Source organism: Pseudarthrobacter sp. WHRI 8279 (assembly GCF_040224115.2).
In the GTDB taxonomy this organism is placed as follows: domain Bacteria; phylum Actinomycetota; class Actinomycetes; order Actinomycetales; family Micrococcaceae; genus Arthrobacter.
Map to the genome: position 1 here is coordinate 2,973,267 of NZ_CP168162.1, position 25,002 is coordinate 2,998,268.

The window sequence follows — 25,002 nt, forward strand, 5'->3', positions numbered from 1 at the left end:
GGAACTGGGCGCCGTGGCATACTGCCGTAACCAGTGCCTGCCGGATCCGCCGGCTGACGGCCGGAAGGGGTTTCGATGCAGGAATTCGTCATGGTGGACGAAACGGTGCGGCAGCATGTCCTTGACGCCCTGGCGCGGGCGGGCGACTCCGCAGATCCTGACTTCCGGCGGAGGTTCGAGGCTCACTTCCCGGACCTGTGCCGCCTCTTCCGGTCCCTCTACGGATCCCGGCAGGACTGGCTGGACCAGCTGACCGCCCTGGTGGTGGAAAGCGCACGCTCCTGGCAGGAGCGGCCCGCCGAGCTGAAGGTCCTGGACGCACAGCGCGAGGCGGACAGCGGCTGGTTCCTGTCCAGCACCATGCTGGGCGGGGTCTGTTACGTGGACAGGTACGCGGAAAGCCTGGAGGGGCTCCGCACCCACATCCCGTATTTCAAGGAACTGGGCCTGACCTACCTGCACCTCATGCCGCTGTTCCTGGCACCGGAGCCGCACTCCGATGGCGGATACGCGGTTTCGAGCTACCGCGAGGTGAACCCGAAGCTGGGCACCATGGAGCAGCTCCGCGGCCTTGCCGCCGAATTCCGCAGCCACGGCATCAGCCTGGTGGTGGACTTCATCTTCAACCACACCTCGGACGAGCACGAGTGGGCCCGGCGGGCGGCCGCAGGCGACCCCAAGTACAGCGACTACTACTGGATCTACCCTGACCGGACCATGCCGGACGCCTTCGAGCAGAACGTTCGCGAGATCTTCCCGGAGAACCATGCGGGGTCCTTCATCCGGATGGAGGACGGCCGCTGGGTGTGGGCCACTTTCCACACGTACCAGTGGGACCTGAACTACTCCAACCCGGACGTGTTCCGGGCCATGGCCGGGGAGATGCTGTTCCTGGCCAATCAGGGCGTGGACATCCTGCGGATGGATGCGGTGGCCTTCATCTGGAAGCAGCTGGGCACGCCCTGCGAAAACCTGCCCGAGGCGCACGTCCTCCTCCAGGCCTTCAATGCAGTGTGCCGGCTGGCCGCGCCGTCGCTGCTGTTCAAGTCCGAGGCAATCGTGCATCCGGACGAGGTGGCACTCTACATTGACCCCGCCGAATGCCAGCTCTCCTACAACCCGTTGCAGATGGCGCTCATCTGGGAATCCCTGGCCACCCGGGACGTTTCGCTCCTGGCCCAAGCACTGGAACGGCGGCACAACATCCCCGCCGGCACCTCGTGGGTGAACTACGTCCGCAGCCATGACGACATCGGCTGGACGTTCGCCGACGAGGACGCGGCGGAACTGGGAATCAACGGCTTCGACCACCGCCGCTTCCTGAACTCCTTCTATGTCAACCGCTTCCCCGGCAGCTTCGCCCGCGGGGTGCCGTTCCAGGACAACCCCAAGACCGGTGACTGCCGGATTTCAGGGACGACGGCGTCGCTGTGCGGCATGGAGGTGGACCCGGCGGAGGCCGTGGAGCGGATCCTCCTGGCCCACTCGGTTGCCTTCAGCACCGGCGGCATCCCCCTGCTGTACCTGGGCGACGAAGTGGGCCAGCTGAACGACTACGGGTATGCGAAGGAGGAAGGGCACGACGCCGACAGCCGCTGGGTGCACCGGCCCCACTATCCGGAGGAGCAGTACGCCCGGCGGCACGATGCCGCCACGCCCGAAGGCGCCGTCTACGCGGGCCTGAAGCGGATGATCGAGGTCCGCGCGTCCGCTCCCGAACTGGCAGGAACAACGCTCCTCGATTTCGATACCCACAACCGGAGCGTCCTGGCCTACCAGCGGCCGGCAAGTGCAGCCGACGGCGGCGAAACGCGGGTCCTGGCCCTCGCGAACTTCAGCGACGAACCCCAGTCCCTGCCAAGGGAAACCTTCAGCGGATTCCATCCCGCCGCCGTCGACCTTCTCTCCGAAGCAGCGCTGCAGCTGGACGAGGGCGTCATGCTCCTCCCCCGCCAGTACCTCTGGCTGCGCGTCATTCCCCAGTATTGATTCGGCCCACGGGCACGGGTCGTGAAACCATACGGATCATGGCCCAGAAGATTGCGTACCAGGGTGAGCCCGGCGCCAACTCCAATATCGCGTGCAAGCAGATGTTCCCGGACATGGAAAGCGTGCCCTGCGCGAGCTTCGAGGACGCGTTTGAACTCGTAGCCAGCGGCGAGGCGGAGCTGGCCATGATCCCCATCGAGAACTCCATTGCGGGGCGGGTGGCGGACATCCATATCCTGCTGCCCCAGTCCAACCTGCAGATCGTGGGGGAGTTCTTCCTGCCCATCCACTTCGACCTGCTGGGCATCCCTGGCAGCACCATCGAGGACGCCACCGAGGTCCACAGCCACATCCACGCCCTGGGCCAGTGCCGGAAGCTCATCCGCGAGCACGGCCTCAAACCCGTTATCGCCGGCGACACCGCAGGTTCCGCCCGGGAAGTGGCCGAGTGGAACGATCCGCGCAAGCTGTCCCTGGCGCCGCCGCTCGCCGCGCAGATCTACGGCTTGGAAGTCCTGGCCTCACGGGTCGAGGACGATCCCTCCAACACCACCCGCTTCGTGGTCCTGGCCCGCGAAAAGGAGCTGCCGGCCCGGGATGAACTCTCCGGACCGGCAGTCACCAGCTTCGTGTTCCGCGTCCGCAACGTCCCCTCCGCCCTATACAAGGCACTGGGCGGCTTCGCCACCAACGGCGTGAACATGACTAGGCTTGAGAGCTACATGGTGGGGAACGAGTTCGCTGCCACCATGTTCATGGCCGACGTCGAAGGCCACCCCGAGGACATGCCGCTCAAGCTTGCCCTGGAGGAACTGGACTTCTTCACCACGGAGGTGCGGATCCTCGGCGTCTATGCGGCCGCGGAGTACCGGACGGGTCAGACGGTCAGCGGCTGACCTGCCCGCTGCCGCTTCAGGAGCGGCCCGAAGAACTCCGCCAGCTCAGTGGTGGCCGTCAGCGGCAGGATGTTGGCCACGTACTGGTCCGGCCGCACCACCACCACAACACCCCCGCGGTCCAGGCCCCGCAGCTCGAAGATGTCAGCTTTGGGGTCGGTGCCGTAAACCTTCTCGTAGTCCGTCAGCTTGAACGGGCCCACCTGCGGCTTGAAGACCGCCGGCACCGCATTGATGTCCAGCTCTGTGTGCGGCTGCTGGTAAACCACCTTCACATCGAACCAGGCGTCAGGATCAGCATCCGACGGCGTTGCGGCCAGCGGCGATTGGGGTGAGGACGCGAGCCATGCGGCCAGCTTGTCCGTGGCGGACCCTGTGCCCGGAAGGGCGGGATCGGCGAAGACGTAGATCCGCCACCGGCCGTCCGCCGTGGCGTGGTGGCCCAAGTGGATGGGGTTGGTGTCGCCCACCCGCACCACGGGGGCGGACTTGAAGCGCTTGCCCACCGGAAAACCTGTGGCCAGGTCCTGGTGGTCGGAGCTGCCAACGATCAGCGAGGGCGTGTACTGGGTCATGAAGCCGGCCGGAAACTCGGCGGTACTGACGTAGAAGTCCTCCAGATCCGAAGGGTTGGCGAACTCCTCGGGCTTCTTGGCCATCATGGTGGACCACTCTTTGTCGAAGTCGATGAGGTTTTTCGCCACCACCTGGCGCTCCTCCGAGTAGGTGGACAGCAGGCTTTCCGGGCTGCGGCCTTCCAGCACGTGCCCCAGCTTCCAGGCCAGGTTGAAACCGTCCTGCATCGAGACGTTCATGCCCTGCCCAGCCTTCGCACTGTGCGTGTGGCAGGCGTCGCCCGTGATGAACACCCGCGGCGTCTGCTTGCCGCGCTGGTCCGGAAGGACGTCGTCGAACCTGTCCGTCAGGCGGTGGCCCACCTCGTACACGCTGTGCCACGCCACATTCCGGACATCAAGGGTGTAGGGGTGGAGGATCTCGTTGGCCTGGTGGATGATCTGCTCAATGGTGGTGGCGCGCACGGCGCCCTTGTTGTCCGGATCCACCACGCCAAGGTCCACATACATGCGGAAAAGGAAGCCGCCCTCACGGGGGATCAGCAGGATGCTGCCCTTTTCGCCCTGGATGGCGCACTTGGTGCGGATGTCCGGGAAGTCCGTAACAGCCAGGACGTCCATGACGCCCCAGGCATGGTTGGCGGCATCGCCTGCAAGGTGGCAGCCGATCGCGTCCCGGACCTTGCTCCGCGCGCCGTCCGCACCGATGACGTACTTGGCGTGGACAACCCGTTCCTGGCCTTCGCTGGCACCGTCGGCGTGCGCCAGGGTCACGGTGACGGGATACTCCCCCTGTCCGGTGACCTCAAGGCCGCGGAACTCGTAGCCGTAGTCCGGCACCATGCGGGTGGGCGAGTTGGCCATGAACTCCGCGAAGTAGTCAAGGACCCGGGCCTGGTTGACTATCAGGTGCGGGAATTCGCTGATTCCCATTTCGTCGTCCACGGCGCGGGCGGCCCGGACGATGCGGGAGTGGTCCGCGGGGTCCGGCTTCCAGAAGGCCATCTCGGTGATCCGGTAGGCCTCGGCAATGATGCGCTCGGCGAACCCGAACGCCTGGAAGGTCTCAACGCTGCGGGCCTGGATCCCGTCGGCCTGGCCGATGGGAAGCCGTCCCGCCCGGCGCTCGATAATGCGGGTGGTCACGTTGGGGAACTGTGAGAGCTGCGCGGCGGCGAGCATGCCGGCGGGCCCGGTGCCCACAATGAGCACGTCAACCTCGTCCGGGAGCTCAGCTGGTCGGTTGATGCCGACGCCGGCTGCCGGCCTGACGCGCGGGTCTCCGGATACATAGCCGTGGTGGTGGAACTGCACGGGTTTCCTCACTTCGTTGTGTGGGTTCAGGCGAATTGGTGTTCGATAATAGAATTTCAGTTTCCATATAAGAAAGCTGTGCGACTGAGCACCACAGTACGCCACCTGTGACGCGGACGACAAGGGTGCCCGGATGCGCCAAAATTCGGGGTTGACGGACGGCCCGGCGAGCGCGATAGTGATCGTATACGATTTCGTACCTCGCAAGGAGATGCATTGGAGCACGTCAACGGAGACACCCTGGCAGGGGCCCGCAAGGTGATCGCGGTGCACATCAACTACCCCAGCCGGGCAGCCCAGCGGGGGCGCACTCCGGCGCAGCCGTCCTACTTCCTGAAGCCGTCGTCGTCGCTCGCCCTCAGCGGCAGCGCTGTTGAACGGCCGGCGGGCTGTGAACTGCTCGGCTACGAGGGCGAGATTGCCCTGGTCATCGGCAAGGCCGCCCGGCGTGTCAGCCTGGAGGACGCCTGGACCCACGTTGCCGCCGTGACCGCCAGCAACGACCTCGGCGTCTACGACCTTCGCTACGCGGACAAGGGTTCCAACCTGCGTTCCAAGGGCGGTGACGGCTTCACGCCGGTGGGCCCGGCACTGATCCCGGCAGACGCCGTCGACCCCTCCCGCCTGCGCATCCGCACCTGGCACAACGGCCAGCTGGTCCAGGATGACACCACGGAGGACCTGCTCTTCCCGTTCGGCCGGCTGGTGGCGGACCTTTCGCAGCTGCTCACGCTCGAAGAAGGGGACATCATCCTCACCGGCACTCCGGCGGGCGCGTCCGTGGCCAGGCCCGGCGATGTGCTGGAGGTGGAGGTGGGCACCGCTGACGGCAGCCTCACCACCGGCCGGCTGGTCACCCGGGTGGAGGAAGGCACGACGCCGTTCGCGGACTTTGGTGCCGGACCCAAAGTTGATGACCTGCAAAGGGAGGAGGCGTGGGGTTCGCGCGAGGCTGCGGGGCTGGCTGCCCCTGCCAGCGTCCTTACCCCTGAGCTGAAAGCCAAGCTGGAGTCCGTGGCCACGGCCACCCTGTCCTCGCAGCTGCGCAAGCGCGGCCTCAACAACGTGAGCATTGACGGCCTGCAGGCCACCCGGCCTGACCGCCGCGTGGTGGGCCTGGCCCGGACCCTGCGGTACGTGCCCAACCGGGAGGACCTCTTCAAGACCCACGGCGGCGGCTTCAATGCCCAGAAACGGGCCATCGACTCCGTGAACGAGGGCGAGATCCTGGTGATGGAGGCGCGCGGCGAAAAGGGCACCGGAACCGTGGGCGACATCCTGGCCCTGCGTGCCCAGGTCCGCGGCGCCGCAGCGATCATCACGGACGGCGGCGTCCGCGACTATGCCGCCGTGGCCGGGCTGGAGATGCCCACCTACTTCGCCAACCCGCACCCCGCCGTGCTGGGCCGCCGCCATATCCCGTGGGACACGGACATCACCATCGCCTGCGGCGGTGCCACCGTCCAGCCCGGGGACATCATCGTGGCCGACTCCGACGGCATCCTGGTGATCCCGCCGGCCATCGCGGAGGAACTCGTGGAGGACTGCATCGCCCAGGAGAGGGAGGAGACCTTCATCTTCGAGATGGTCAAGCAGGGCAACAGCGTGGACGGCCTCTACCCGATGAATGCCGCCTGGCAGGCACGGTATGAGGAGTGGAAGGCAGGCAAGGCCAATGACTGAAACAGTGTTGGCCGCGGGCAGCAAGTCCCAGCAGGCTTACGAAGTGGTGAAGGCCAGGATCGTGGAGGGCACCTACTCCCCCGGCTACAGGCTGGTCCTGGGGAGCATCGCCAGGGACCTCGGGGTCAGCGTGGTTCCGGTCCGGGAAGCCATCCGGCGGCTTGAAGCGGAGGGTCTGGTGACGTTCGAACGGAACGTCGGCGCCACGGTGGCCGGGATCGATCCCACCGAATACCTCTACACGATGCAGACCCTGAGCATTGTGGAGGGTGCCGCCACGGCCTTGTCCGCGCCGCTGATCGATGCGGTGGCGATTGCCCGCGCCCGGGCCGTGAATGAGGAGATGCGGGAATGCCTCCAGCACTTTGATCCCGTCCGGTTTACCCAGCTGAACCAGGACTTCCACGGCATTCTGTTCGAGCACTGCCCCAACCCGCACATCCTGGATCTGGTCCACCGGGGCTGGAACCGGCTGGCAGCACTGCGGTCCTCCACGTTCCGTTTTGTCCCCGGCCGCGCCCATGAATCTGTGAATGAGCACGAGGCGCTGCTCCAGCTCATCGAGTCCGGAGCCACCGCCGACGAGATCGAGAAAGCCGCGCGGCGCCACCGCTCCGCCACCCTGGATGCCTACCTGGCACAAAGCAAGCAGTAAACCTACAAGTCAGGACTCAATGATGACCTCTCCCGTAGAAACGCCCAGTACCCATTACGTGCCGCAGGACCTGCCCACCTCCATCCAGCACTACATCAACGGCAAGTTCGTTGACTCCGTGGGCGGGGCGACCTTCGACGTCCTGGACCCGGTGTCCAACAGGAACTACGCCACCGCGGCAGCCGGCCAGAAGGAGGACATCGACCTCGCCGTCGCCGCCGCCCGCGAGGCCTTCGTCAACGGCCCGTGGCCCCGGATGAAGCCCCGCGAACGCGCCCGCGTGCTGAACAGGATCGCCGACGCCGTCGAGGCCCAGGAAGCCCGGCTTGCGGAGCTCGAAACCTTTGACACTGGCTTGCCCATCACCCAGGCCAAGGGCCAGGCCCTCCGGGCCGCGGAGAACTTCCGCTTCTTCGCGGACCTGATAGTTGCCCAGTTCGACGACGCCATGAAGGTCCCCGGCTCGCAGATCAATTACGTGAACCGCAAGCCGATCGGCGTCGCCGGGCTGATCACCCCGTGGAACACGCCGTTCATGCTCGAATCCTGGAAGCTGGCACCGGCCCTGGCCACCGGCAACACCGTGGTCCTCAAACCCGCCGAGTTGACTCCGCTGTCCGCGTCCCTGTGGGCCACGATCTTCAAGGACGCCGGACTGCCGGACGGCGTGTTCAACCTGGTCAACGGCCTGGGCGAGGAAGCCGGCGACGCGCTGGTGAAACACCCGGACGTCCCGCTGATCTCCTTCACCGGCGAGACCACCACCGGCCAGACCATCTTCCGGAACGCCGCCGCCAACCTCAAGGGCCTGTCCATGGAGCTCGGCGGCAAGTCCCCCTGCGTGGTGTTTGCCGACGCCGACCTGGACGCTGCCATTGATTCCGCGTTGTTCGGCGTCTTCTCCCTCAACGGCGAGCGCTGCACCGCCGGCTCCCGCATCCTGGTGGAGCGCGCGATCTACGACGAATTCTGCGAAAAGTACGCCGCCCGTGCCAAGAACATCGTGGTGGGCGATCCGCACGACCCCAAAACCGAGGTGGGTGCCCTGGTCCACCCGGAGCACTACGAAAAGGTGGCCTCGTACGTGGAGATCGGCAAGTCCGAAGGCCGTCTCCTGGCGGGCGGCGGCCGCCCCGACCACCTGCCCGAAGGCAACTACATCGCACCCACCGTGTTTGCCGACGTCGCACCCGATGCGCGGATCTTCCAGGAGGAAATCTTCGGACCCGTCGTGGCCATCACCCCGTTCGACACCGACGACGAAGCCCTCGCCCTGGCCAACAACACCAAGTACGGGCTGGCGGCCTACATCTGGACGCAGAACCTGACCCGGGCGCACAACTTCTCCCAGAACGTCGAAGCCGGCATGGTGTGGCTGAACAGCCACAACGTCCGTGACCTGCGCACCCCGTTCGGCGGCGTCAAGGCCTCAGGCCTGGGCCACGAGGGCGGCTACCGCTCCATCGACTTCTACACCGACCAGCAGGCCGTGCACATCACCCTTGGCACCGTCCACACCCCCAAGTTCGGCAGCATTGGGGACTCCGCCGCCAACGAAGGCTGAGCGCCCGCACCCACGCCAGCCCGCCGGCGTCGTTCTTTCCAAAAACCTTTCAAAGAAGAGAGACCATCATGACCAACTTCGTTCCCACCCCATCCGTCCCGGCGCCGGACATCGTCCGCTGCGCCTACATGGAAATCGTGGTCACCGACCTCGCCAAGTCCCGCGCCTTCTACGTGGACATGCTCGGCCTGCACGTCACCGAGGAGGACGACAACGCGATCTACCTACGGACCCTCGAGGAGTTCATCCACCACAACCTGGTGCTGCGCAAGGGACCAGTCGCCGCCGTGGCAGCATTCGCCTACCGGGTGAAGTCCCCCACCGAGGTGGACGCCGCCGAGGCGTATTACAAGGAACTGGGCTGCCGCACCGAGCGCCGCAAGGAAGGCTTCACCAAGGGGGTGGGCGACTCCGTCCGCGTCGAGGATCCGCTGGGCTTCCCATATGAGTTCTTCTACGAGGTGGAGCACGTGGAGCGCCTCACCCAGCGCTACGATCTCTACTCCGCCGGCGAACTGGTCCGCCTGGACCACTTTAACCAGGTCACCCCGGACGTCCCCCGCGGCCGCAAGTACCTGGAGGACCTGGGCTTCCGCGTCTCCGAGGACATCCAGGATTCCGACGGCGTCACGTACGCCGCGTGGATGCACCGCAAGCAGACGGTCCACGACACCGCCCTGACCGGCGGCAACGGCCCCCGGATGCACCACATCGCGTTTGCCACGCATGAGAAGCACAACATCATCCAGATCTGCGACAAGATGGGCGCCCTGCGCATCAGCGACAGGATTGAGCGCGGGCCCGGCCGGCACGGGGTGTCCAACGCGTTCTACCTGTACATCCTGGACCCTGACGGCCACCGTGTGGAGATCTACACCCAGGACTACTACACCGGCGATCCGGACAACCCCACCATCACCTGGGATGTGCACGACAACCAGCGCCGCGACTGGTGGGGCAACCCGGTGGTCCCGTCCTGGTACACCGAGGCCTCCCTGGTCCTGGACCTGGACGGCAACCCGCAGCCCGTCATCGAGCGCGAGGAAAAATCGGAGATGGCCGTCACGGTGGGCGCCGACGGCTTCTCCTACACCCGCAAGGATGGAGCTCCTGAAGAGGACCGGACCGGTTTCAAGCTTGGGGCGCAGCTGTAGCCATGCTGGATGACAAGACGATCGAGGCCATCGCGGACGAGCTGGTGGAGGCAGGCCGGAACCGGAAGCCTGTTCCGCGACTGACTGCCCGGTACCCGGACATGACCGTGGAGGACTCCTACGCGGTCCAGCAGTTGTGGCGGCGCCGGAACGAGGAAGCCGGCCGGACCCTGGTGGGGCGCAAGATCGGCCTCACGTCCAAGGCCATGCAGGCCGCTACCGGCATCACCGAACCGGATTACGGCGCCATCTTTGATGACATGGTGCTGGAAACCGGGTGTTCCGTGGAGTGGGACAAATATACCCATCCGCGGGTGGAGGTGGAGCTGGCGTTCGTGTTGAAGGACGGGCTGAAAGGCCCCGGTGTCACGATCTTCGATGTCCTGAATGCCACCGACTACGTGGTTCCAGCCCTGGAGATCCTTGATTCGCGGATTGAGATGGAGGGCCGGACCATCGTGGACACCATCTCGGACAACGCCGCCATGGGCGCCATGGTGGTGGGCGGCCGCCCCGTCAAGCCCGACGCCGTGGACCTGCGCTGGGTATCCGCGATCCTCTACAAGAACCAGACAGTGGAGGAAACCGGCGTCGCCGCCGGCGTCCTGGACCACCCGGCCAACGGCGTGCACTGGTTGGCCAACAAGATCGCCGCCCACGGGGATTCACTGCAGGCCGGCGACATCATCCTGGCCGGATCCTTCACCCGCCCGCTCTGGGTGTACAAGGGCGACACCGTGCACGCCGACTATGGGCCCCTGGGGAGTGTGACATGCCGTTTCGACTAGGGGACACCTTCCGGGATGCACTTGCTGCGCAAAAGGGTGAAGCAGGCCGGCCGCTGGCAGGAATGTGGGTCTGCTCCGGCAGCCCGCTGATTGCCGAACTCTGCGCCGGATCCGGGCTGGACTGGCTGCTGGTGGATGCCGAGCACAGCCCCAACGGGCTCGAATCCATCCTGTCCCAGCTGCAGGCCATCCACGGCTACCCGGTCCAGGTGATGGTCCGCCCGCCCGTGAATGACCCCGTGGTGATCAAGCAGTACCTGGACCTTGGCGTGCAGAACCTGCTCGTCCCCATGGTGAACTCGGTTGCCGAGGCGGAGGCGGCGGTGGCGGCAACGCGCTACCCGCCGCACGGCGTGCGGGGCGTGGGTTCTGCGCTGGCCCGGGCCGCGCGTTGGAACCGGGTCCCGGACTACCTGGCTCGCGCCAGTGAGACCATCAGCGTCACGGTGCAGATCGAATCGACTGCGGCGGTGGACGCGGTGGAGGACATCCTGAAGGTGGGCGGCGTGGACGCCATCTTTGTCGGCCCGTCGGACCTCGCCGCTTCCATGGGCCTGCTGGGACAGCAGGAACACCCCGAGGTGCGCGCCGCCGTCGAACACTGCCTGGCCGCCGCCAAAGCGGCCGGCAAGCCCGCCGGCGTCAACGCCTTCAACCCGGATACTGCCCGGCACTATCTCGACGCCGGGGCCAACTTCATCCTGGTGGGCGCCGACGTCGCGCTCCTGGCGAGGGGTTCCGAAGCCCTCGCCGCTCGGTACGTCCCGGCGGCGAACACCAAGCCGGCCGACGGCGGCGCCCCCGCCAGCTACTGACTTAAACACAAAGGACAGCGCCGGGGCAGTTTGGGGGACCTGCCCGCGGCGCGGGGTCTGTTGTTCCGCCTGGCTAGGCGAGGGAGAGGAAGAGCTTCTCCAGCTCTTTCCTGTCCATGGTGTTGTCCTCGCGGACAATGCACTGTTCCAGGCCGCTGGCGATGATCGCGAAGCCTGCCCTGTCCAGCGCCTTGGATACGGCAGCGAGCTGCGTGACGATGTCCTTGCAGTCCCTGCCCTCCTCCAGCATCCGCGTGACAGCGGCGAGCTGGCCCTGGGCGCGCTTGAGGCGGTTGACCACTGGGGCCAGTTCAGTCGAGTCGAGTTCCATGAGGTCTCCGTAGGTGGGTTCTTGCCTTCAACTATATACCCCTCGGGGTGTTTTGACTACCCCCGGGGGTATCTGTGATACTCGGTGGGGTATTCATCCTTCCCCTATCGAGAGGCCAGCAATGACTTCCCCTTCCACGGCAACCACCGTTACCGCACTCGCCCCTGAAACCCTCCAGTCCTGGTTCAAAGAGCACCAGGACCTCGTGGTGCTCGATGTCCGTTCGGCTGCTGAGTTCGAGTCCATGCACATCCGCGGCTCCTACAACGTGCCGCTGCCGCTTTTGTCCGAGCACACTGACGAGCTCGCTGCCCGGCTGGGTTCCCGTGTGGTCCTGGTCTGCCAGTCCGGCGTGCGCGCCGAGCAGGCCCGCCAGCGCCTTGCCAAGGCCGGAATCGACACCGCCTACGTCCTGACCGGCGGCGCACCCGGCTTCGCCGCCGCCGGCGGTGACGTGGTCAAGGGCAAGGACCGCTGGGACCTAGAGCGCCAGGTCCGCCTTGTGGCCGGCTCCCTGGTGGTCCTGGGCCTGGCCGGCGGCAAGTTCGTCTCCCCGAAGATCCGGACGCTCGCCGGGGTCATCGGTACTGGCCTGACCTTCTCCGCAGCCACCAACACCTGCGCCATGGGCAAGGCCATCTCGGCGATGCCGTGGAACAAGGCCGCCAAGGAACCCACCCGCGAAAGCGCCATCCTTACCCTGCCCGCAGTCAGCAACAAGAGCACGGAAGCCGCAGCCTAATGACCCTCACCCTCGTCCTGGTTCTCGCCCTGTCGGTAGTCATCGGACTCTCGCTCGGCGTCCTGGGGGGCGGTGGATCTATCCTGACGGTCCCGATCCTGGTCTATGTGGCCGGGTTTGAGGCCAAGGAAGCCATCGCTGCCTCCCTGTTCGTCGTCGGCGTCACCTCCGCGGTCAGCGTGATCAGTCACGCCCGCGGCGGCAGGGTGATGTGGCGGACCGGCCTGATCTTCGGCGCCGCCGGCATGGCCGGCGCGTTCGTCGGGGGCCTGCTGGGCGGGCACATCCCCGGCCAGATCCTGCTCATCGCCTTCGCCATCATGATGGTGGCCACCTCGGTGGCCATGCTCCGCGGCCGGAAGAAAAAGAACGACGACGGTGCCGCACCGGTCAAGCATGAACTGCCCCTGGGCAGGGTCCTGCTGGACGGGGCTGTCGTCGGGCTCATCACCGGCCTGGTCGGCGCGGGCGGCGGATTCCTCGTGGTCCCGGCCCTGGCACTGCTCGGCGGCCTGCCGATGTCCGTTGCCGTGGGCACCTCCCTGGTGGTCATCGCCATGAAGTCCTTCGCCGGACTCGCCGGATACCTCACCACCGTCCAGCTCGACTGGGGCATCACCCTCAGCGTGACCGCCGCCGCCATCGTTGGCTCGCTCATTGGCTCGAAGCTGGCCGGCCGGATCCCCGAAGCGGCACTGCGGAAGGCCTTCGGCTGGTTCGTCCTGGCCATGGGAACCTTCGTCCTCATCCAGCAGGCCCCGGCCGACCTGCGCTGGTTCATCGCCGCCGGAATCGCAGCCCTCACCGCAGCCACCGCCGGCATCTGCTGGTTCTTCATCAGCTCCTGCCCCCTGCGCAACCGCACCGGCCGCCGCAGCAAAATCCCCTCACCCGCCTGAACCCATCACCACCAAGGAGAACACCATGGACCTCATCAGCTCCCTGAAAAAAGCGTTCAGCAAGCCCTACACAACGGTCTCAGTAGCTGAGGCCAAGGATCTCCTGTCCTCAGGCGCCGCGCTGATCGATGTCCGCTCTGCCCAGGAATGGCGCTCCGGACGAGCTCCCCAGGCGAAGCACATCCCGCTGGACCGGCTGCAATCCGGCTTCGCCGGAACCAACACGACGGGAATCAACAAGAACAAGCCCGTGATCGCTGTCTGTGCCTCCGGGGTTCGCTCCGCGTCAGCGGCACGGCTCCTTGCCTCCCAGGGGTACCAGGCCTACTCCCTGCGCGGCGGCATGGGCGCCTGGCGCTCGGCCGGCGAGCCCGTCCGCTAACACCAGCACACAATTTTTCGAAGGAGAATCCAATGGCTGAAATCACCATCACCGAAGCCGACCAGCGGCGCACCAGCGCCCGCATCCTCGATGTCCGCGAGGACTTCGAGGTCGCCGAAGGCATCATCCCCGGCGCCCTGCATATCCCCATGGGCCAGCTGCAGGCACGCCTGTCCGAACTGGACCCCGCAGTGCCCGTCATTGCGGTCTGCCGCAGCGGCAACCGTTCAGCCCGCGTGGCCGACGCCCTCAACGGAGCCGGCTACACCGCCGACACCATGGCCGGCGGCATGATTGCCTGGACCCGCGCGGGCCTCCCCACCACCTGACCCCTGCAGTTCCGCCAACCTCCACCCCACACAACGCCCGAAAGGAACGAAAGACGATGGCAACCATCGACGTCACCGAACAGAGCTTCGCCCAGACCCTGGAGAGCAACGAGATCGTCCTCGTTGACTTCTGGGCAGCATGGTGCGGCCCCTGCCGCATGTTCGCCCCCACCTACGGGAAGGCCGCAGAACGGCACCCGGACATCACCTTCGCCAAGGTGGACACCGAAGCAGAACAGGCCCTCGCCGCAGCAGCGAACATCACCTCCATCCCCACCCTCATGGCCTTCAAGGACAAAACCCTCGTCTTCTCCCAGCCCGGAGCCCTCAACGCCACCGGCCTCGAAGAAGTCATCCAGGCCGTCAAGAACCTGGACTTGGACAAGCTCCGGGCAGATGCAGCCGGCCAGCCCGCCTGACGCGGGAGCACCACGGGAACCATTGCGCACCATCACCGCGGACGGCCTCGCCGAAATCTGGCCCGCCGCCACGGTAGTGGACGTCAGGAGCCGGGAGGAGCATTCAACCGCTTTCATCCCGGGCAGCCGGAACATCCCCCTGGACGAATTGCCCTCCCGGCTTGCCGACCTGCCCGGCGGCACGCTGTACCTCATGTGCGGGTCAGGAAAACGCAGCAGCCAGGCCGCCCGGATCCTTACCGACCGCGGATACCAGACCGTCAACGTGGCCGGCGGGATCACCGAGTGGTACCGCAACGGCCACCCCGTCACCTATCAACCCACCCCGGAAAACCCGTCACAGCAACAACCTGGCCACGCCCCGGCAGGCCTGCGCCGGCTCCTGCACAAGCTGTTCCACAGAAAAACGGCCTAGGCCGCAGTCCACTTGCAGGATACCCCCCGGGGTATCTATACTGGATTCAGAACAAACCCCCAAACCCCTTTCAACCAAAGGAGATCACCAGATGCTTATCGAGCGCATTTACGATGAAGACCTCGCCCAGGCCAGCTACCTGATCGGCTGCCAGGCCAACGGCACCGCCGTTGTCGTCGACGGCCGCCGCGACATCGCGGTCTACCAGGAACTGGCTGAAAAGAACGGCATGAAGATCATCGCCGTCACCGAAACCCACATCCACGCCGACTACCTCTCCGGCACGCGCGAACTGGCTGCAGCCACCGGCGCGAAGATCTACGTCTCCGGCGAGGGCGGACCGGACTGGCAGTACGAATTCGACGGCGAACGCCTTTACGACGGTGACAAGATCACCATCGGCAACATCAGCATCCAGGCCGTCCACACCCCGGGCCACACCCCCGAGCACCTGTCCTTCCTGGTCACCGACGGCGCGTTCAGCGACCACCCCGGCTACCTGCTCTCGGGCGACTTCGTCTTCTCCGGCGACCTCGGCCGCCCGGACCTGCTGGACGAGGCCGCCGGCGGCATCGACACCCGCTTCGAAGGCGCCAAGCAGCTCTTCGCCAGCCTGCGGGACAAGTTCCTCACCCTGCCGGACTACGTGCAGGTCCACCCCGCCCACGGCGCCGGCAGCGCCTGCGGCAAGGCCCTGGGTGCCATCCCCTCCTCCACCGTGGGCTACGAGCGGCTCTACGCCTGGTGGGGCCCCTACCTCGCCGCCAACGACGAACAGGGCTTCATCAACGAACTCCTCGACGGCCAGCCCGACGCCCACGCCTACTTCGGCCGGATGAAGCGCGAAAACCGTGAAGGCCCCGCCATCATGGGCGAGCGCACCCCGCTGCCCGAGCTCGCCCCGGGCACCGTCGCAGCAGGCCTGGCAGCAGACACCCTGACCTTCATCGACACCCGCCCCAACAGCGACGTCCACGAAGCCACGGTTGCCCGATCCCTGAACGTCCCGGCCGGCAAGTCCGTGGCCAGCTACGGCGCCTGGGTAGTCAACCCTGAGACCGACAAGAACCCCTTGGTGCTGCTAGCACCGGACCAGGAAGCCGCCATGGACATGTGGGACCACCTGGTCCGCGTCGGCATCGACAACGTCGCCGGCTACCTCACCAGCATCGAAGGGCTCCCCACCGCCACCCCGAAACTCATCCAGCCCGAGGAACTCGACGGCTTCGACGCCGCCATGATCCTGGACGTCCGCAACAAAACCGAGCACACCGCCGGACACATCCCCGGCTCCCACCAGCTCAGCGGCGGCCGCGTCATGTGGCACCTGGACGAACTCCCCGTCAACGGCACCATCATCACCTACTGCCAGTCCGGCGTCCGGAACTCCGTAGCAGCCAGCGCCCTGCGCCGGGCCGGGTACGACGTCGTCGAACTCGACGGCAGCTACGCCGCCTGGGACGCCTTCCAGCAGACCCGACAGAACGCCGTCTCAGCAAAGTAAACCCCCTAAGACCGCCCGGGCAGGACCCCCCTCCTGCCCGGGCAGCCCGGGCGCGCCCCCGCGCGTCCGGGCATCCTTATATCCCACCTCGAACGGAGAACTCCGCATGCAGGGCAGGACAATCCCACGCCATGGGCGGGGATCAGGCGGTACCGTGCTGGGGCTTCGGCAAAACCTGGCACAGTTCATGCTGCTGGTGGCGGTCAACGCCCTGGTGGGCGGCACACTGGGCCAGGAGCGCACCGTGCTGCCGCTGCTTGCGGAAGATGTCTTTGGCCTGGACCAGTACACCACCGCCCTGACGTACATCGTGGCGTTCGGGCTGGCCAAGGCTGCCACCAACTACTTCGCCGGAACACTCTCGGACCGCTACGGCCGGAAACCGGTACTCATTGCCGGCTGGCTCATTGCCCTCCCGGTCCCGCTCCTGCTGATCTTCGGCGATTCCTGGGGGGTGATCGTGGCTGCCAACGTGGTGCTGGGCATCAGCCAGGGCCTCACCTGGTCCACCACCGTGATGATGAAGATGGACCTCGTGGGCCCCGAACGCCGGGGCCTGGCAATGGGACTCAACGAAGCTGCCGGCTACCTCGGCGTTGCGGGCACGGCGCTGGCCACCGGCTACATCGCCTCAACCTACGGGCTGCGGCCCTGGCCCTTCCTGCTCGGGGCAGCGTTCATCGCCATAGGCCTGGGGCTGTCCGTGCTGGCAGTGCGCGAGACACACCACCACGCAAAAACCGAGGCTGCCAGCCACGTCTCCGTCCACGCAGGAGCCCGGGCCGGCCTGAGCAGCCGCGAAGTCTTTACGCTCACCAGCTTCCGCGACAGGTCGCTTTCCTCCGTCAGCCAGGCCGGGCTGGTGAACAACCTCAACGACGGCCTCGCCTGGGGGCTTTTTCCCGTCCTGTTCGCCGCTGCGGGATTGAGCATCGAACGCATCGGAATCCTCGCCGCGGTCTACCCGGCCGTCTGGGGTGCGGGGCAAATGATTACGGGCCCGCTCTCCGACCGGATCGGCCGCAAACCGCTCATCGCCGGAGGCATGCTGGTCCAGGCCGCTGCGCTGGCCATCGTCGCCGTCGGGCAGGATTTTGGAACCTGGCTCGCAGCGCTGGTCCTGCTCGGCGCCGGCACGGCGATGGTCTACCCCACCCTCCTCGCAGCGATCGGCGACGTCGCCCATCCACTCTGGCGGGCACGTTCCGTGGGGATCTACCGGCTGTGGCGGGACGGGGGCTTTGCTGTGGGAGCCCTGCTTTCCGGGGTCCTTGCCGATGCTTACGGCATCCCGGCGGCGGTGCTTGTGGTTGCCGCCATCACCGCAGCATCCGGCGTGCTGGTGGCCGTCCGGATGCGCCGGACGGACCATCACCGGCGCGGCTGAGCCCAGTGCAGCTCATCCGGCAGGGAGCCGTCACAGCGCCGAAAGGATCCCGGCGATATCGTCCATGACGCCGGGCACCAGTGAATAGTAGGCCCACGTGCCGCGTTTTTCCCGGTGCAGGATCCCGGCTTCCACCAGGATCTTCAGGTGGTGGGAAACAGTGGGCTGCCCCAGGTCCAAAGGCTCCGTCAGATCGCAGACGCAGGACTCCCCCGATTCCTCCGCCTTGACGATGGACAGCAGGCGCAGGCGGTTGGGATCGGCCAGGGCCTTGAAGACCAGCGCTTTCCGCTGAGCCTCTTCAACGCCCAGCGCCGGCTTGTCCGAGGGAACGCAGCAAGAAGCGTCGACGGCGGGAGCAGCAGTCTGCAGGAGGTTCATGACACCCATTATGCACATAGATTGACATCCATCGATATAGCTGGCAATACTTCCTATATCGACTTTCATCAATCTATTACCGAGCAGCGCAGGAGACCCGTGAGCACCCGGACCCAGATACCGCCCACCCAAGGGGAAGAGGCCGTCGTCGGCAAACTTTCCACCCTGGACCGTTTCCTCCCTGTATGGATCATCGCCGCCATGGCCCTCGGCCTGCTGCTCGGCAACCTGGTCCCGGGCCTCAACACAGCCCTGGAAGCGGTGAAGGTAGGCGAAGTGTCGCTGCCCATTGCCGTCGGCCTGCTGGTCATGATGTACCCGGTCCTGGCGAAGGTCCGCTACGACCAGGCCCGCCGCGTGATCGGTGACAAGAAACTCATGGTCTCCTCCCTGGTGATCAACTGGCTCCTGGCCCCCGCTTTCATGTTCGTCCTGGCCTGGGTCTTCCTCGCGGACCTTCCCGAATACCGGACCGGCCTGATCATCGTGGGCCTGGCCCGCTGCATCGCCATGGTGATGATCTGGAACGACCTCGCCTGCGGGGACAGGGAATCCGCCGCAGTCCTGGTGGCCATCAACTCCGTTTTCCAGGTGGTGGCCTTCGGTGCACTGGGCTGGTTCTACCTGCAGCTCCTGCCGTCTTGGCTTGGCCCGCCCACCACCAGCGCGGATTTCTCCTTCTGGGCCATCACGCTTTCGGTGCTGATCTTCCTGGGCATCCCGCTGCTCGCCGGCTTCCTCACCCGCACCCTCGGCGAAAAGGCCAAGGGCCGCGACTGGTACGAAGGCACCTTCCTTCCCAAGCTCGACCCGTGGGCGCTCTACGGCCTGCTGTTCACCATCACCCTCCTCTTCGCCCTGCAGGGCGGAACCATCACCGCCCGCCCGCTGGACGTAGCCCGGATCGCGCTTCCGCTGCTGGTCTACTTCGTGGTGGTGTTCGGTGCCGGCATGCTGATCGGCAAGTGGCTGGACCTTGGCTACGCCAAGACCACCACGCTGGCCTTCACGGCCGCGGGCAACAACTTCGAACTGGCCATCGCCGTGGCGATTGGCACCTTCGGTGTGACGTCCGGCCAAGCCCTTGCCGGCGTCGTCGGCCCCTTGATTGAAGTGCCGGCACTTGTTGCACTTGTATACGCCGCACTGTGGGCGCGAAAGCGCTTCTTCAGCTCCGCCACCGCTTCACTCTGACCACCGCCATACCCCGGGAGAACACCATGACCACCGAATCTGCCAAGAAGCCCTCCGTCCTGTTCGTCTGCGTCCACAACGCCGGCCGCTCCCAGATGGCTGCCGCCTTCCTCACCAGCCTCTCCAAGGGTGCGATCGAGGTACGCTCCGCAGGCTCCCAGCCCGCGGACAAGATCAACCCCTCCGCCGTGGAGGCAATGGCCGAGGTAGGCATTGACATGTCCGCGGAGGTCCCCAAGGTCCTGACCACGGAGGCCGTGAAGGAATCCGACGTCGTCATCACCATGGGCTGCGGCGACGAATGCCCCTACTTCCCGGGCAAGCGCTACGAGGACTGGGTCCTGGAGGACCCGGCCGGCAAGGGCGTGGAGTCCGTCCGCCCCATTCGTGACGAGATCAGGGGCCGGATCGAGGACCTGATCGCTTCCCTGACCCCCGCCGCCAAGTAACTTCCCAAGAGCATCAGGAGACTCCCGTGACTGAAACCGCGACCGCAGAGAGCGTCAACAAAGAACAGCTGATCATCATCGGTTCCGGCCCTGCCGGCTACACCGCCGCCATTTACGCCGCCCGCGCCGGGCTGGAGCCCCTGGTCCTGGCCGGCTCGGTCACCGCAGGCGGGGCACTGATGAACACCACGGAAGTGGAGAACTTCCCCGGCTTCCCGGGCGGCATCCAGGGCCCTGAACTGATGGACGGGCTGCAGCAGCAGGCGGAAAAGTTCGGCGCCAAGGTAGTGTTCGACGACGTCACGGAGGTGGCGCTGGCGGGCCACCTCAAGCGCGTGGTCACGGGCGGCGGCGACGTGCACGAGGCCCCCGCCGTCATCCTCGCCACGGGTTCCGCCTACAAGGAACTCGGGCTGCCCGAGGAGAAGAAGCTCAGCGGCCACGGCGTGTCCTGGTGCGCCACCTGCGACGGCTTCTTCTTCCGCGAGCAGGACATCATCGTGGTCGGCGGCGGTGATTCGGCCATGGAGGAAGCGATGTTCCTGACCCGCTTCGGCAAGTCGGTGACCGTCGTCGTCCGCCGCGAGGAGCTGCGCGCCTCCCGCATCATGGCGCAGCGTGCCAAGGACCATCCCAAGATCAGCTTCGCATGGAACTCTGCCATCACCGCCATCCACGGCGACAGCAAAGTCACCGGCGTCACGCTCACCGACACCCGCACCGGGGAGACCCGGGAACAGTCGGCCACCGGTATTTTCGTAGCGATCGGCCACGTCCCGCGCACCGAACTGGTTGCCGGGCAGGTGGACCTGGACGACGAGGGCTACATCAAGGTGGACGCCCCCACCACCGTCACTAACCTCTCGGGCGTCTTTGCCTGCGGGGACGCCGTGGACCACCGCTACCGGCAGGCCATCACCGCTGCCGGCACCGGCTGTGCCGCAGCACTCGACGCCGAACGCTACCTCGCAGCCCTCGAGGACGCGGACAGCATCGCCACCGCCCTGGTGGAGGAACCAACCCACGCCTAGAAACCCTGCTAGGGGAGGGGGTGAGCTGAATGGATAGAGGATGCTGCGGCGATTCCGGTTGCTGCGACGACGGTTCCTGCACTGACGAGGACTGCTGCTAACCCCAGCACGCCCCCTCCCCCAACCAGGTAGCAGCAAGTGTCGTTATGAGCCCCCAAACGACATCTACTGCTACCTGGTTGGGCCGCCCACCGCGCACACCTACGGATGAAACAGAGGACACCATGGATGCAGCACAGAACCTTGCAGCACAAGCTCTTCCCGTTGCCGTGATCGGCGCCGGTCCCGTGGGGCTGGCCGCGGCGGCCCACCTGCTGGAGCGCGGCCTCGAGCCGCTCATCTTCGAGGCAGGCACGACGGCGGGGGCGGCCATTGAGCAATGGCGGCACATCCGGCTGTTCTCCCCTTGGCGGTTCAACCTTGACGCCGCCGCGGTGCGCCTCCTGGAGTCCGCCGGGTGGGAAGCCCCCCGGCCCACCGCGCTGCCATACGGCGGGGAACTCGTGGACAATTACCTTGCGCCGCTGGCTGCGCTGCCCGCCATAGCCTCCCGGCTGCGGACCGGCGCCCGGGTCACCGCCGTGACCCGGGCGGGGCTGGATAAGACCCACACCCGCAACCGGGACACCACACCCTTTACTGTCCGGGCAGAGCACGCGGACGGGGAAACCCGGGACCACACCGTTGCCGCCGTCATCGACGCATCCGGCACCTGGTCCCGCCGCAACCCCTTGGGCACCTCAGGCCTACCCGCCATCGGCGAGGACACCGCAGCGGACCGGATCTCCGCACCGCTGCCGGACGTTACGGGCCGTGACCGGGCAGCCTTCGCAGGACGCCGGGTCCTGGTGGTGGGTGCCGGCCACTCCGCCGCCAACACGCTGACCGGCCTCGCAGACCTCGCCAAGGATGAGCCCGACACCCGGATCCTTTGGGCCGTCCGCGGCGCCTCGGCCGCCAAAGTCTACGGCGGCGGCGACGCCGACGGGCTTCCTGCCCGGGGACAGCTCGGCGGCCGCGTCCGGCGCCTCGTGGAGGCCGGGAAAATTGAGCTCCACACCGGCTTCGGCATCAGCTCACTGAAGACCCTCGACTCCCATGTCACAGTCGAAGCCGCCGATGGCCGCACCCTTGATGCCGACGTTGTGGTCCCCTGCACCGGGTTCGGCCCCGACCTGGACATCCTGCGCGAGCTCCGGCTGGAGCTCGATCCCGCCGTCGAAGCTCCCCGCGAGCTCGGCCCGCTGATCGACCCGGAATTCCACTCCTGCGGCACCGTCCCCCCTCACGGCGCCAAGCTCCTTGCCCACCCGGACAAGGACTTCTACATCGTGGGCATGAAGTCCTACGGCCGGGCACCCACGTTCCTCCTGGCCACAGGCTATGAGCAGGTCCGCTCGGTGGTGGCCGCCCTGGCCGGGGACCGCGAGGCGGCTGACACCGTCCAGCTGGAACTGCCTGAGACCGGCGTCTGCTCCACGGACGCCGGCACCAGCTGCGACGTCCCCGCCGCATCCGCCGCCCAGCCCGATGCCGGCTGCTGTGCATCCCCCGAGCCTGTCCTGGTGGGCTTTCCCACGGGGCTTTCCCACGGCCGCTCCGGCAGCAACTAGATCCAGACACTGAACACCGACCTCCGGAGCAGCACCATGTCCAACCCCAGCCACCAGCCACCCGCGTCCAAGAAACCGGCCGTCCTCTTTGTCTGCAGCAAGAACGGCGGAAAATCCCAGCTCGCCGCCGGCCTGATGAACCAGCTGGCCAACGGGAACGTCACCGTGTACTCGGCCGGCACCAAACCCGGGAAGTCCCTGAACCCCCAGGCCGTGGAGTCGCTCACCGAACTGGGCATCGACATCAGCAGCGAACACCCCAAGCCGGTCACGGAGGACGTCCTGGACGTTGTGGATGCGGTGATCGTGCTGGGAACGGAAGCGAAGCTCGAGCCCCGCGAGGGAACGCGCTTTGAGGTGTGGGAGACCGACGAGCCCTCCGAGCGCGGCATTGAGGGCATGGAGCGCATGCGCCTGGTGCGGGACGACATCAGGTCCCGTGTCCGGGACCTTTATGAGGATCTTTCCCGCGGTTAGCCGCGATGCCGCCTACCCCATCGCAGGAGCGGCGGAAGTGCGGCCGGCAAACTGCCGGCGCGCCCAGCGGGCCAACTTCTTGCCCTTGCCCTTCCACCAGTTGTCCTCGTCCTTGTCGTGGTGGAGGCGGAAGATGATGGCCACCAGCACGAACATGCCCATAACCACATCGATCCAGGACCACAGCACCAGCGCGATGAGCACCGTCAGGCCATTCACCACGATGGACGGAATGGCCAGGGAGCGGAATACCGTGCTGGCCAGGTAGCGCCGGTGGGACCTCGGGACGGACAGTGCCCGCACCATGTCAAAGCAAACGCACACCACCACCACCGTCTGTCCGAGTGCCAGCAGCATCTGGCCGGGAAGCGAGCCGCTGAACGCTGCCACCGACTCCATCCCCGGGCTCATCGGTGAACCCCAACGGCAGGGCTGCAAAAAGCGAAACCACACATGGAAAAACCCCCAGAAACTTTGGAACCACTGCTGCTGATCCAGCAATGGTTCCATTGAAGTTTCCGGGGGCTCCAGGGGTCACGAGTAGTGGGTACTCTATTTCCTGCCCGTACCCGTGGTGTTGTACTTACCTGCCGATGGCGCGAGGCCGCCACAGCACCACAGCCTGAGAGCGCGGGCGTGGACGCTGGCCGCGTGCCAGGCTCACGACGTCGCCCGCAGCGCCCGCAGCGAAGATCCGGGTGTCCAGCGGCTGCCGGCGCCGGCCGAGTTCCTCGGTCAGTTCCGCAACCCTGCTCTGCAGGGCGGCCACCTGGTTCTCCAGCTCCAGGATCCGCTTGATCCCCTCCAGCGAGACGCCTTCCTGGGACAACCGCTGCACCTCACGGAGCATGTTGATGTCCCGCTGGGAGTAGCGGCGGGACTTGCCGGGGGCACGGCTGGGCGAGACGATGCCCAGGCGGTCGTACTGCCGGAGCGTCTGGGGGTGCATGTCCGCAAGTTCAGCCGCGACCGAAATCACGAAGATAGGCTGGTCAGCACTGACGTCCACAGCACACCTCCCCTGCTACAACCGGGCCTTGGCGGCCAGGCCCTCACGGACATCGGCTCCGGACGTGGCCTCGGCAAACGCCTTGACCGCGGCTTCGGCTTCCTTGTTCAGGTTCTTGGGGACGGCGACGTCGATGGTCACCAGCAGGTCGCCGGTTCCCTTGGACGTCTTCACGCCTTTGCCCTTGACCCGCAGGGTGCGGCCCGACGGCGTGCCGGCCGGAACGCGGACCCGCACCTTTTCGCCGTCGATCGTGGGCACCTCGATGTCTGCTCCCAAAGCAGCTTCGGGGAAGGTGACGGGAACGTGGATCCGCAGGTTGTCGCCGTCGCGCGTGTAAAACGCATGCGGCTGGACGGCGACGGACACCACCAGGTCCCCGTAACCGGCGGCGCCAGGCTGGCCCTTCCCCCGCACGCGGACCTTCTGGCCGTCCTTGATGCCCGCGGGCACCCGGACGTCGATCACTTCGCCGCTGGGCTCCCGAAGGCCGATGGTGGTGCCGCGGATGGCACCGGCGAAGGAAATACTCGTGGAAGCTGTGCGGTCCGCACCCTTCTGCGGGGTCCGCTGGAATCCGCTCTGGCCGAAGCCACCGCCGAAGAGGTCGGCGAACTCCGGCGGGATGCCGCCGGCGGAGGGGTTGAACCCGCCCGCATGCCGCCCGGTGTTGCCCGTGAACAGGCCGCCGAACATGTCCTCGAAGCCGGCGCTGCCCGCCCCGGCTCCGCCAGGTGCGAACCGGGCACCGCCGCCCATGGCCCGGATGGCGTCATACTGCTGGCGCTCATCGGGGTCCGAGAGCACGGAGTAGGCCTCGGAGATGTCCTTGAACTTCTTCTCCGAGGCAGCATTGCCCGCATTGGTATCCGGGTGGTGCTGCCGCGCGAGCTTCCGGTACGCCTTCTTGATGTCGGCGTCGGAAGCGTCCTTGGCGATACCAAGGATCGCGTAAAAGTCCTTGTCCACCCAATCCTGGCTAGCCAATGGCGTTTCCTTTCAAGAAT

At 66.4% G+C, this 25,002-nt stretch carries 27 protein-coding genes; 21 read left to right on the forward strand and 6 right to left on the reverse strand.

The window, feature by feature from the left end; translation table 11 throughout:
• Positions 1-75 precede the first annotated feature (75 nt).
• Both ABRP28_RS13720 and ABRP28_RS13725 read left to right on the forward strand, forming a co-directional pair.
• Positions 76-1,989 (forward strand): alpha-amylase family glycosyl hydrolase, encoded by a 1,914-nt coding sequence (locus ABRP28_RS13720; RefSeq protein ID WP_350004041.1) that lies wholly within the window; start codon positions 76-78, stop codon positions 1,987-1,989.
• A gap of 38 nt (positions 1,990-2,027) precedes the next feature.
• Positions 2,028-2,885, forward strand: a complete 858-nt coding sequence (locus ABRP28_RS13725) for a prephenate dehydratase (RefSeq protein WP_350004042.1) — start codon at positions 2,028-2,030, stop codon at positions 2,883-2,885.
• Here ABRP28_RS13725 and ABRP28_RS13730 read toward each other — a convergent pair.
• Positions 2,867-4,774, reverse strand: coding sequence for an FAD-binding monooxygenase (locus tag ABRP28_RS13730; RefSeq protein WP_350004043.1), 1,908 nt, complete (start codon positions 4,772-4,774; stop codon positions 2,867-2,869). The two genes, ABRP28_RS13725 and ABRP28_RS13730, sit on opposite strands and share 19 nt — an antisense overlap.
• Positions 4,775-4,990: 216 nt before the next feature.
• Between ABRP28_RS13730 and ABRP28_RS13735 the strand changes: the two genes are divergently transcribed.
• The 6 genes from ABRP28_RS13735 (at position 4,991) to ABRP28_RS13760 (ending at position 11,433) form a co-directional block, all read left to right on the forward strand.
• The gene (locus tag ABRP28_RS13735; protein WP_350004044.1) at positions 4,991-6,457 is read left to right on the forward strand and encodes a fumarylacetoacetate hydrolase family protein; all 1,467 of its coding nucleotides are present in this window, start codon (positions 4,991-4,993) and stop codon (positions 6,455-6,457) included.
• Positions 6,450-7,112, forward strand: a complete 663-nt coding sequence (locus ABRP28_RS13740) for a GntR family transcriptional regulator (RefSeq protein ID WP_350004045.1) — start codon at positions 6,450-6,452, stop codon at positions 7,110-7,112. Before ABRP28_RS13735 ends, ABRP28_RS13740 begins: the two co-directional genes overlap by 8 nt.
• Before the next feature lie 22 nt (positions 7,113-7,134).
• Entirely contained in the window at positions 7,135-8,676 is a 1,542-nt protein-coding gene (hpaE, locus tag ABRP28_RS13745; protein ID WP_350004046.1) for a 5-carboxymethyl-2-hydroxymuconate semialdehyde dehydrogenase, read from the forward strand.
• A gap of 68 nt (positions 8,677-8,744) precedes the next feature.
• Complete coding sequence (gene hpaD / locus ABRP28_RS13750) at positions 8,745-9,830, forward strand: 3,4-dihydroxyphenylacetate 2,3-dioxygenase (protein ID WP_350004047.1); 1,086 nt, start codon at positions 8,745-8,747, stop codon at positions 9,828-9,830.
• Positions 9,831-9,832: 2 nt separating this feature from the next.
• The gene (gene hpaH, locus ABRP28_RS13755) at positions 9,833-10,618 is read left to right on the forward strand and encodes a 2-oxo-hept-4-ene-1,7-dioate hydratase (RefSeq protein ID WP_350004048.1); all 786 of its coding nucleotides are present in this window, start codon (positions 9,833-9,835) and stop codon (positions 10,616-10,618) included.
• A complete protein-coding gene (locus tag ABRP28_RS13760) occupies positions 10,603-11,433 on the forward strand; it encodes an HpcH/HpaI aldolase/citrate lyase family protein (RefSeq protein ID WP_350004049.1) in 831 nt (276 codons plus the stop codon). Before hpaH ends, ABRP28_RS13760 begins: the two co-directional genes overlap by 16 nt.
• A gap of 73 nt (positions 11,434-11,506) precedes the next feature.
• Here ABRP28_RS13760 and ABRP28_RS13765 read toward each other — a convergent pair whose 3' ends face one another.
• Positions 11,507-11,764, reverse strand: coding sequence for a metal-sensitive transcriptional regulator (locus ABRP28_RS13765; RefSeq protein ID WP_013602647.1), 258 nt, complete (start codon positions 11,762-11,764; stop codon positions 11,507-11,509).
• A gap of 121 nt (positions 11,765-11,885) precedes the next feature.
• On the opposite strand from ABRP28_RS13765, the gene ABRP28_RS13770 reads away from it, so the two are divergent.
• The 8 genes from ABRP28_RS13770 to ABRP28_RS13805 all read left to right on the forward strand — a co-directional run bounded on the left by ABRP28_RS13770 (position 11,886) and on the right by ABRP28_RS13805 (position 17,841).
• Positions 11,886-12,506 (forward strand): rhodanese-like domain-containing protein, encoded by a 621-nt coding sequence (locus ABRP28_RS13770; protein WP_350004050.1) that lies wholly within the window; start codon positions 11,886-11,888, stop codon positions 12,504-12,506.
• Positions 12,506-13,405 carry a sulfite exporter TauE/SafE family protein gene (locus tag ABRP28_RS13775; protein ID WP_350004051.1) on the forward strand — a complete coding sequence of 300 codons (900 nt, stop codon included), beginning with the start codon at positions 12,506-12,508 and terminating at the stop codon, positions 13,403-13,405. The genes ABRP28_RS13770 and ABRP28_RS13775 overlap by 1 nt, the downstream gene beginning before the upstream one ends.
• 25 nt (positions 13,406-13,430) lie before the next feature.
• Complete coding sequence (locus ABRP28_RS13780; RefSeq protein WP_350004052.1) at positions 13,431-13,787, forward strand: rhodanese-like domain-containing protein; 357 nt, start codon at positions 13,431-13,433, stop codon at positions 13,785-13,787.
• Positions 13,788-13,819: 32 nt separating this feature from the next.
• Complete coding sequence (locus tag ABRP28_RS13785; protein ID WP_350004053.1) at positions 13,820-14,116, forward strand: rhodanese-like domain-containing protein; 297 nt, start codon at positions 13,820-13,822, stop codon at positions 14,114-14,116.
• A 56-nt stretch (positions 14,117-14,172) separates the two neighbouring features.
• Positions 14,173-14,535, forward strand: a complete 363-nt coding sequence (gene trxA / locus ABRP28_RS13790; protein ID WP_350004054.1) for a thioredoxin — start codon at positions 14,173-14,175, stop codon at positions 14,533-14,535.
• Between the two features lie 22 nt (positions 14,536-14,557).
• The gene (locus ABRP28_RS13795; protein ID WP_350004055.1) at positions 14,558-14,950 is read left to right on the forward strand and encodes a rhodanese-like domain-containing protein; all 393 of its coding nucleotides are present in this window, start codon (positions 14,558-14,560) and stop codon (positions 14,948-14,950) included.
• 91 nt (positions 14,951-15,041) lie between these two features.
• Entirely contained in the window at positions 15,042-16,454 is a 1,413-nt protein-coding gene (locus ABRP28_RS13800; RefSeq protein WP_350004056.1) for an MBL fold metallo-hydrolase, read from the forward strand.
• A 106-nt stretch (positions 16,455-16,560) separates the two neighbouring features.
• Positions 16,561-17,841 carry an MFS transporter gene (locus ABRP28_RS13805; protein ID WP_350004057.1) on the forward strand — a complete coding sequence of 427 codons (1,281 nt, stop codon included), beginning with the start codon at positions 16,561-16,563 and terminating at the stop codon, positions 17,839-17,841.
• A 30-nt stretch (positions 17,842-17,871) separates the two neighbouring features.
• Here ABRP28_RS13805 and ABRP28_RS13810 read toward each other — a convergent pair whose 3' ends face one another.
• A complete protein-coding gene (locus tag ABRP28_RS13810) occupies positions 17,872-18,222 on the reverse strand; it encodes a metalloregulator ArsR/SmtB family transcription factor (RefSeq protein WP_231455292.1) in 351 nt (116 codons plus the stop codon).
• Positions 18,223-18,321: 99 nt separating this feature from the next.
• Here ABRP28_RS13810 and arsB point away from each other — a divergent pair, with 99 nt between their 5' ends.
• The 5 genes from arsB (at position 18,322) to ABRP28_RS13835 (ending at position 22,986) form a co-directional block, all read left to right on the forward strand.
• Complete coding sequence (gene arsB, locus ABRP28_RS13815) at positions 18,322-19,416, forward strand: ACR3 family arsenite efflux transporter (protein ID WP_374152858.1); 1,095 nt, start codon at positions 18,322-18,324, stop codon at positions 19,414-19,416.
• 26 nt (positions 19,417-19,442) lie between these two features.
• Positions 19,443-19,865: an arsenate reductase ArsC gene (locus ABRP28_RS13820; protein ID WP_231455293.1), complete on the forward strand. Its 423-nt coding sequence runs from the start codon at positions 19,443-19,445 to the stop codon at positions 19,863-19,865.
• A 26-nt stretch (positions 19,866-19,891) separates the two neighbouring features.
• Positions 19,892-20,896 (forward strand): thioredoxin-disulfide reductase, encoded by a 1,005-nt coding sequence (gene trxB, locus ABRP28_RS13825; RefSeq protein WP_350004058.1) that lies wholly within the window; start codon positions 19,892-19,894, stop codon positions 20,894-20,896.
• Between the two features lie 224 nt (positions 20,897-21,120).
• Positions 21,121-22,509: an FAD-dependent oxidoreductase gene (locus tag ABRP28_RS13830; protein ID WP_350004059.1), complete on the forward strand. Its 1,389-nt coding sequence runs from the start codon at positions 21,121-21,123 to the stop codon at positions 22,507-22,509.
• A gap of 36 nt (positions 22,510-22,545) precedes the next feature.
• Positions 22,546-22,986 (forward strand): low molecular weight phosphatase family protein, encoded by a 441-nt coding sequence (locus ABRP28_RS13835; protein WP_350004060.1) that lies wholly within the window; start codon positions 22,546-22,548, stop codon positions 22,984-22,986.
• A 12-nt stretch (positions 22,987-22,998) separates the two neighbouring features.
• Here ABRP28_RS13835 and ABRP28_RS13840 read toward each other — a convergent pair whose 3' ends face one another.
• From ABRP28_RS13840 to ABRP28_RS13850, 3 genes are all read right to left on the reverse strand, one after another.
• On the reverse strand, positions 22,999-23,385 hold the full coding sequence (locus ABRP28_RS13840; protein WP_350004115.1) for a hypothetical protein: 387 nt from the start codon (positions 23,383-23,385) through the stop codon (positions 22,999-23,001).
• A gap of 184 nt (positions 23,386-23,569) precedes the next feature.
• Entirely contained in the window at positions 23,570-23,995 is a 426-nt protein-coding gene (locus ABRP28_RS13845) for a heat shock protein transcriptional repressor HspR (protein ID WP_350004061.1), read from the reverse strand.
• Between the two features lie 15 nt (positions 23,996-24,010).
• Positions 24,011-24,982: a DnaJ C-terminal domain-containing protein gene (locus ABRP28_RS13850; RefSeq protein WP_350004062.1), complete on the reverse strand. Its 972-nt coding sequence runs from the start codon at positions 24,980-24,982 to the stop codon at positions 24,011-24,013.
• Positions 24,983-25,002: the final 20 nt, after the last annotated feature.